Source organism: Clostridium frigidicarnis, from assembly GCF_900111985.1.
In the GTDB taxonomy this organism is placed as follows: Bacteria; Bacillota; Clostridia; order Clostridiales; family Clostridiaceae; genus Clostridium_Z; species Clostridium_Z frigidicarnis.
In genome coordinates this window covers 197,220-205,992 of record NZ_FOKI01000003.1, presented here as the reverse complement: position 1 = coordinate 205,992, position 8,773 = coordinate 197,220, and the positions used below count along the sequence as shown (strand labels likewise).

5 protein-coding genes are annotated in these 8,773 nt (G+C 28.7%); 3 read left to right on the top strand and 2 right to left on the bottom strand.

Translation table 11 applies throughout. From position 1 onward, the window contains the following. Positions 1–712 precede the first annotated feature (712 nt). From BM119_RS02920 to BM119_RS02910, 3 genes are all read left to right on the top strand, one after another. Positions 713–2,143, top strand: a complete 1,431-nt coding sequence (locus BM119_RS02920) for an aspartate ammonia-lyase (RefSeq protein WP_090038738.1) — start codon at positions 713–715, stop codon at positions 2,141–2,143. Between the two features lie 19 nt (positions 2,144–2,162). Then, complete coding sequence (locus tag BM119_RS02915) at positions 2,163–3,401, top strand: NAD(P)-dependent malic enzyme (protein WP_090038736.1); 1,239 nt, start codon at positions 2,163–2,165, stop codon at positions 3,399–3,401. 632 nt (positions 3,402–4,033) lie between these two features. Continuing rightward, positions 4,034–6,286, top strand: coding sequence for an LTA synthase family protein (locus BM119_RS02910; RefSeq protein ID WP_090038734.1), 2,253 nt, complete (start codon positions 4,034–4,036; stop codon positions 6,284–6,286). A 164-nt stretch (positions 6,287–6,450) separates the two neighbouring features. On the opposite strand, the gene BM119_RS02905 is transcribed toward BM119_RS02910, so the two are convergent. Next, positions 6,451–7,791, bottom strand: a complete 1,341-nt coding sequence (locus tag BM119_RS02905) for a [Fe-Fe] hydrogenase large subunit C-terminal domain-containing protein (RefSeq protein WP_090038732.1) — start codon at positions 7,789–7,791, stop codon at positions 6,451–6,453. A 559-nt stretch (positions 7,792–8,350) separates the two neighbouring features. Beyond that, on the bottom strand, positions 8,351–8,749 hold the full coding sequence (locus BM119_RS02900; RefSeq protein ID WP_090038730.1) for a carbohydrate-binding protein: 399 nt from the start codon (positions 8,747–8,749) through the stop codon (positions 8,351–8,353). Positions 8,750–8,773 lie beyond the last annotated feature (24 nt).

The window sequence follows — 8,773 nt, the reverse complement described above, 5'->3', positions numbered from 1 at the left end:
AGCATACAGACTTGTTATTTTTGTGAATGTACCTAATATTTAGATTATAGTATATCATGAATTTAAGGCACATGAAAGAAAATAACAAGTCAAAATAGACTAGAATACTGACTTGTTGTTTTTTGGAATTTGCCTAATTAAAATCATAACCTTGGTAAGTGACAAACAAGGGTCAAGTTGTAACTTTAATTTGATAACTTTTAGGGGGATTCTAACTCTTGAAAAAAAATTGAAATATTAGTAATGATAGTGATTTGTAAAGTAAGGAGCAATAAAATAGGTCTAAATTCTATAATAAGATTTTAAATGAAAAGAGTTATGGATATATGAAGATTAGATTAATACAAGGTTATTTTAGAATTGTAAAATTGTTAAAAATTATACTATTAATTTAAAAGATTCATAATATTTAAGAAAAATGAATGAAATTGGTGTTGGAAATTTGCATAAATTAAGTCAATATAATTCATGTTTTATTCAAAATGGAACCGAAATTTCAAATATTCACAATAAAAGTGTTGTTTGATAAGGTTTAAATGAATAACAATTAATGAAAAACTTGCATAAATATAAAATTATAAAACTTGCATGAAATAAAACTTGCAAAAGTTGTTGATTTTACTTTCAAAAAGGACTAGAATGAAGACAAGAAGTAAATAACAAAAAAAGAATATAAGGGATTAAAAGACTTAAATATATAGGGGGATTTACTATGGAACAAAGAAAAGAAACTTATTTTAGGGTTGAAAGTGATTCTATAGGATCAAGAGAGGTTCCTAAAAATGCATATTATGGAGTTCAAAGCTTAAGAGGTTTTGAAAATTTTAGAATAACAGGGAATAAATTAAATAAAGAATTTATTCAAAGTTTAGCAGAAACAAAAAAAGCTTCTGCAATAACTAATGGACAAATAGGACTTTTAGATAAAAAAATTGAAGTCGCAATAGTACAAGCTTCAGATGAAATAATAAATGGAAATTTACATGAAGAATTTATAACAGATTCTATTCAAGGTGGCGCAGGTACATCAATGAATATGAATGCAAATGAAGTAATAGCTAATAGAGCTATAGAAATTTTAGGTGGACAGCAAGGGGACTATAGTATAGTTCATCCTAATGATCATGTGAATATGGGACAATCCACTAATGACATCATACCAACAGCAGGAAAATTGACAGCAATAAAATTACTTGATAAAGTTATAAGAAAATTGGAAGAACTTCAAAGTGCACTTAGTGATAAAGCAAGAGAATTTGACCATGTTATTAAAATGGGAAGAACTCAAATGCAAGATGCAGTGCCAATAAGGCTTGGACAAGAATTTGGGGCTTATGCTTCAGTTGTAAAAAGAGATATAAAGAGAATAAGAAGATCTAGGGAAGAATTAAAAATAGTTAATTTAGGAGCTACAGCTATAGGTACAGGTATAAATGCCGATAAGAAATATGAAGAGGATATAGTTAAAAATCTTTCAGTTGTTACAGGAATAGAATTAACTCAATCAGAAGATCTAGTAGATGGAACTCAAAACGTAGATGGTTTTGTTGATGCATCATCATCAATAAAAACTTGTGCAGTTAGTTTATCAAAAATAGCAAATGACTTAAGACTTATGTCATCAGGACCTAGAACTGGATTTGGAGAAATAAATCTTCCAGCAAAACAAAATGGTTCATCAATAATGCCAGGTAAAGTTAATCCTGTAATACCAGAAGTAATGAGTCAAATTGCATTTAATATAATAGGAAATGATGTTACAATATCAATGGCAGCGGAAGCAGGACAATTAGAATTAAATGCTTTTGAACCAGTTATATTCTACAATTTATTCCAATCAATAGAAACTTTAACAAATGGAATAGATACTTTTATAAATAACTGTATAGTAGGAATAACTGCTAATGAAGAGAGATGTAGAGAATTAGTTGAGAATAGCGTAGGTATAGTTACAGCATTATGTCCATATGTTGGATATAAAGAAGCAGCTAAAATAGCCAAAACTGCAATAAAAACAAAAGAACCTGTAAGAAAATTAATTCTTAAAGAAGGTTTATTAAATGAGGAAGAACTTAATAATGTACTAGATGCGTTCTCAATGACAGAACCAGGAATAGTAGGAAACTTAAAAGTTGTAAAATAATTAAGGAGTGTGGAGAAAAATGAGTAACTTAAGAGACAGAGCTTTAAAATTTCATAAGGATTATGAAGGTAAAATAGCAATACAATGTAAAGTGCCAGTTAAGACTAAAGACGATTTAACAATGGCTTATACACCAGGAGTTGCAGAACCTTGTTTAGAAATAAATAAAAATCCAGAAACTATATATGATTATACATCAAGAGGAAACTGGGTTGCAGTTGTAACTAATGGAACAGCTGTATTAGGACTTGGTGATATAGGAGCAGGAGCAGGACTTCCAGTTATGGAGGGTAAGGCAGTATTGTTTAAGGCTTTTGGAGGGGTTGATGCTTTCCCAATATGCTTAGATACAAAGGATGTAGACAAGATAGTAGAAACAGTAAAACTTATGGAGCCAACATTTGGTGGAGTAAACTTAGAAGATATAAAAGCTCCAGAATGTTTTGAAATAGAAACAAGACTTAAAAAGGAAACAAATATTCCAATATTCCATGATGATCAACATGGTACAGCAGTTGTTTCAGCAGCATGTCTTATTAATGCATTAAAAGTAGTAAATAAGAGATTTGAAGACTTAACAATAGTTGTAAACGGAGCTGGAGCAGCAGGAACAGCTATTACAAAACTTCTTTTAAGCATGGGAACAAAGAATGTAATATTATGTGATAGTAAGGGTGCTATATATGAAGGCAGACCAGCTGGAATGAATAAATATAAAGATGAAATAGCAAAAGTTACAAATAACGAATTAGTAAAAGGTAATTTAGCAGAGGCATTAAAAGGTGCAGATGTATTCTTAGGAGTATCTGTTGCAAATTGTGTAACAGAAGAAATGGTTAAGTCAATGAATAGGGATGCTATAATAATGGCAATGGCTAACCCAAATCCAGAAATTTTACCAGATGTAGCAAAGAAAGCTGGAGCTAAAGTTATATGTACAGGAAGATCAGATTTTCCAAACCAAGTTAACAATGTAGTTGCTTTCCCAGGAATTTTTAGAGGGGCACTAGATGTTAGAGCAAGTGAAATAAATGATGAAATGAAAATAGCAGCAGCATATGCTATAGCTGGAATAATAAAAGAAGAAGAAGTAACAGCAGATTATGTTATACCAGAAGCTTTCGATTTAAGAATAGCCCCAATGGTAGCAGCAAAAGTAGCAAAAGCAGCTATAGATACAGGAGTTGCAAGAAGAAAAGATGTTACTCCAGAAATGGTAGCAGAACACACAAAACAGCTTTTAAACATTAAAGAGTAAAAAATTTAAGTATAATATAAATGATTCTCAAAAACAAAAGTACAATCTCAATAGAGATTGTACTTTTGTTTTTGTATGGGAAATTATAGAAATTTTTAATCCTAAAATATCAATTTTCAACCTGAACTTTCAACTTTCCACTCTCAACCTTCAACTTTATATTTAGGAAGTCTGTGACTTCCAACAATAATCGTCAATCGTCAATCGTCAATTCTCAATTGTCAATTAAAAAAGGGCGCAGCCTTTTTTCTTGTGCAATACTTAATGAAGTCATTTGTAACTATTATTGTTGAGAATAATTGAAGCAAAAATATTGAAAATAATATAGTAACAATTACTTTATCTGGGGGTTGTTCATATTATGTTTACAATGCAATATTGACATAAAATGCGGAGCAAGTATAATAAAACACAGGAAAAGATTTAGTTTGTGTAAAAAAAATATAAAAAATTTTCGAAAATAGTAAAAAAAGCATTGGATTTAGATTAATTTAATAATCAGTAACAATATCTTATTAATACAGGTGAGGATTCGTTGTATATTATTGAAAGTAGGAAAGTACTTTAACATTTAAGTAAAATAAGGCATATTCAAAAAATATCTAAACTAAAGATTAGTAAAGGGTGAGGGAATGGGAATAAATTTTGTTGTGATGCTTTTTCCAGCAATAATAGCAACAAGTATCTATTTAAGCTTAAAAAAAGAAAAATCTATAATTAAAATTGTTTTAAATACGGGTATATTTACATTTATAATTAACATAATAAATCTCTTAATCGTAAATGTAAGAGGTAATACCAAAATTTTATCATTAAATGAATTTAATATTCATATACACAAGGACACTTTCTTAATAAAATATATGATTTTATCATTTGTTCTTTCATGTATTTTGCCATATGGTATATTTAAAATAATGGAAAAAATAGATCAAAGTAAAAGGCAAAAAATTAAAAATATAAGTTTATATATTGTTATAAACTTCTTATGTGTATTTTTTATAGAGTTCTTACAAAGGGGATCAATATCAAAAGTAATTGAATTTATAGATGAAAACTTAATTGCATATATGGTGAATTGTTTGTTAATATTTATAGTTACATCAATTTCCTTTTTATTTAAAAGTAAAAGGTTTGTATATTCAATAATAATTATAACTTTAATTATATTGGGGGGAGCTAATAGGTATATTTGGAATTTTAGAGGTACCCCTTTAACAACGGCAGATATGTATTGTGTAAAAGATGGAATGTCAATAATGGATCAATATGTAAATATGAAATCTATAATAGGCATATGTTCCATAATATTATTTATGATAATACTTAGTATTTTAGTTTGGAAACTTGATAAAAAACATAGAAATAAGAAAATTAAAAGATTAAGTAACCTTATAAAGATTATAGTTCCATTAGCTGTTGTATCATTTATAGGTATAAATATAAGTGTAAAAGGTGGAGATATGGAAACTATTTTATGGGATCTAAATGCTAGTTATATGCAAAATGGTTTTTTGTATTCTTTTGTAAATACTGCCTCAGGATTACAAAATATAAAACCTTCAAATTATAATAAAGAAGAAATTGCGTTGATAGCTGAGAAGATATCTGATAATGAAAATGTTGACAACTCAAATAATAAGACACCAAATATAATAATAATGCAGTTAGAATCTGTATTTGATCCTTATAGATTAAATAATGTAGAGTTTAATGAAGATCCTATGAGCAATATAAGAGAGCTTCTAAATGAGAATTCAAGTGGCGCTCTTACAGTACCTACATATGGTGGTGGCACTGTAAAAACAGAATTTGAAGTTTTAACAGGGTTAGCTATTTCAAATCTTAAAGTTGGAACAATACCTAATAATGATATATTAAAAAAACAATCAGTTGAAAGTATAGCTTATGGACTAAAGGACAACGGATATAATACTAGTGTTTTGCATAACTTTTATGGAAGTTTTTATAATAGAAATCAAACCTTTGGAAATATGGGGTTTGAGAATTTTGTACCATTTGAATATATGGAAAATAGTGTAGAGGACTACTATCCAAGAGATGTTATTAATATGAAACCAATAGAACAACTTTTAGAAAGTGAAAAACCTCAATTTATATATAATATAACAGTTGAGACACATGGAGCGTATAACAATTATGAATATGATGAATATAATTTTCAAACTGATGGTAATGTAGATAAAGAAAGTAAGGACGAGCTTCAGTGCTACATTAATAGGTTGAAGAATACAGATGCTTATGTAAGAGAATTGGTAGATTATTTAGAAGAATTAAATGAGCCTACTATTGTGGTTGGATTTTCTGATCATTTGCCTTCATTAAAGTTAATTGATAATGGAGAAGGTTTAGAAGATGGAAATATGTACAACACAGAATATTTCATGTGGGACAATATGGGGTTAGATAAAAAAAACAAAGATTTAAAAGCATATCAGTTATCAAGTTATGTATTAGATAAATTAGGTATTGATGGTGGAAACATAGCCTCATTACACAACACATATATGGATAATGAGGAATATGATAATAAGCTAAAACTACTGCAATATGATATATTATTTGGAAAACAATATATATATGGAGGGAATAATCCATATGAAAAAACTAGTTTACAATTAGGATTAGATCAAGTAGTAATTAAAAATGCTTATGTAGAAAATGGTGTTTTAAAAATAGAAGGAGAGAATTTTACTGATGCCAGTAAAGTTTTTGTGGATGGTAAGGAAATAGAAACAGTATTTAATGGTTCCGATTCATTAGAATCAAAAGAATTTCCTGAAAAGATAAAGAAAATAAAAATTGGACAAGTTTCTTTAAATAATAAAGCTTTAAGTTATAGTGAAGAATATTATATTAAATAAAGCTGTGATTTTAATTTGAAAATGAGAGTCTATTAGGCAACATAAGGCCTGGTGTAGACTCTCATTTTTTTGTGATATACTTTAAATTTAAAAGGATCACCAAGAAATATTCTCACCAGTTTTAATCTGTCACTCTCTTGTTACTATTTAGTTTTTTGTTATCTCTAAAAGTCTCTCTCAAATATTTTGATTTTTTCATGGTCTTTAAAGTCTTCTAGAGAATTTATATCCATTCTAGATAATATATCAAGCATAATATCACTACTAGTAGGAACTTTATATGATGATGCTAGAGCAAAGTCATCAACAGCTATTTTCCCTTGTTCTTTGGAAACTATAGCTTTAGGACCACCAACACAACCACCAACACAACCCATACCTTCAATGAAATTTGTTTTAAGTTCTCCATTTTGAGCTGCATTAAGAACCTTTTTGCAGTCAGCAACACCATGACACTGAATAGCATTAAAAAGTTTATATTTTTCAGGGAACATTTCCTGTACAGCATCTGAAACAGCTATGGATACACCACCAGTTCTGGCATATAGTCTTCCACCTTTTGAAGCATACTCAATAGATGGAACTTCTATTAGTTCAGAAGGTTTTATATCTAATGTATCAAAGATTCCTCTAAGTTCTTCAAAAGTTAAAACAAAGTCTATATCTCCGACTAAGTCTTTATCACGAGCTTCAGATTTTTTTGCAATACAAGGTCCAATAAATACAACCCTACAATTAGGATTAAGTTTTTTTAGACCACGCCCAGCTGCAATCATAGGAGAGATGGAAGGAGATACATACTTAACTAAATCTTTATAAACTTTTTTAAGCATGCCAACCCACATTGGACAACAACAAGAAGTTATCATTAAGTCATCTTTTGATTTGACAAATCTATCAAACTCAACTGCTTCTTTAATAGTAAGCATATCAGCAAAAAAAGCTACCTCAACCATATCTTTAAATCCCATTTTTATAAAAGCAGCCCTAAGCTGATCCATAGTAACACTTTCTCCAAATTGGCCACTGATAGCAGGTGCTACGGCGGCAATAACTGGTTCATCACCTTTTAAAATTTCTAGAAGAGGCATAAACTCAATTCTGTCTATTAAATTATCATGTTCACAAGCTTCTATACATAAGCCGCAATCAGTACAAGCGTCTATATTTATGTAAGATGTTTTGGTTATAGGGTCTTTTAAGATAGCATTAAAAGGACAAACATGCATACAAGGTGATTCACCATCACTTTTACATAAACAAGGACGCGAAAGTTTTTCAACTATTTTATTGTTGGCAGAATAAGTTGTAATTGCTCTTTTTAAATCTTTTGAAAAATTATCATTAGGTTTTACGGTAACGCCACAGAGAATACTTATTATTTCACTTAATTCAGTTCTATCGTAATCATTATTATTTAGCAAGGAATCTACAGTTTCTTCGAAATTGTTTTCATAATAGGATTTAACTAAAGTTTTAAACAAATCTTCATATTTCTTTTTCATAAAAAACACTCCTCTATTAATAAAGTTGAGAATTGAAGGTTAAAAATGGAGAGTTAGTATAAATTCAATTTTTATAAAAACTTTCACAAGTCTCAAAAATACTCAAAACTTATAATTTATAAACATTATCATCATGAGTTAGAATAACAAATAATTAAGCATAAGGCACATGAAAGAAAATACCAAGTCAAATATACATGGCATATTGACTTGTTATTTTTGAATGTGCCTAAATATATATTTCCATTATATTTAATGATATATGCAAAAGCAAAGTTTTAAAAGTCTATAAATAAATTTTATGGCAATAATTAAGGACATATCAAATGATTTTTAGTAAGGAAGGATTAAAATGATAGTATTTATAATTGGATATGTATTATTTGCATTATTTATAATATCTTTATGTAAATCTGCAGCTTTGGCGGATGAGTACTATAATATTATGAAGTGATGTTTAGGTTTACATAAAGTTTAAATTTATCTTGAATTTTGATAAGTTTTATCCACATATAGAACTAAAGCCATAGGATAGTACAAACTAACCTATGGCACTTTATTAATTTATATTAGATTTATCCACAACAACGTGGTAATCTTTGCCGGAATTATTATCCCAGTTAATTTTATCTGAATTAAAGTCATACTTAAAACAATAATCTAAAGTTGAGCCTTTTTTTAGATATACATCAACCCAAAAAGATTCAAATGTCCTTCCCATATAATAATCTACAATGCTTCTATTAAGTTGAACATCTTTTATTTCTTGCCAACCATTTACTCCGAAGTGTACAGTCATATTTTTGATGTCACTGGTATTTACTGTGCTGTAGTTTATTGGAGCTGATATTCTATATAATACCCACTCGTTATTTTCAGCTGCATGAGCAGTTGTAGGTGCTAATAAAGTTAGCATTAATAAAGTTACTGACATTAAACAAATTACTAATTTTTTCATTTTAGTATTCCTCCTAACATATTT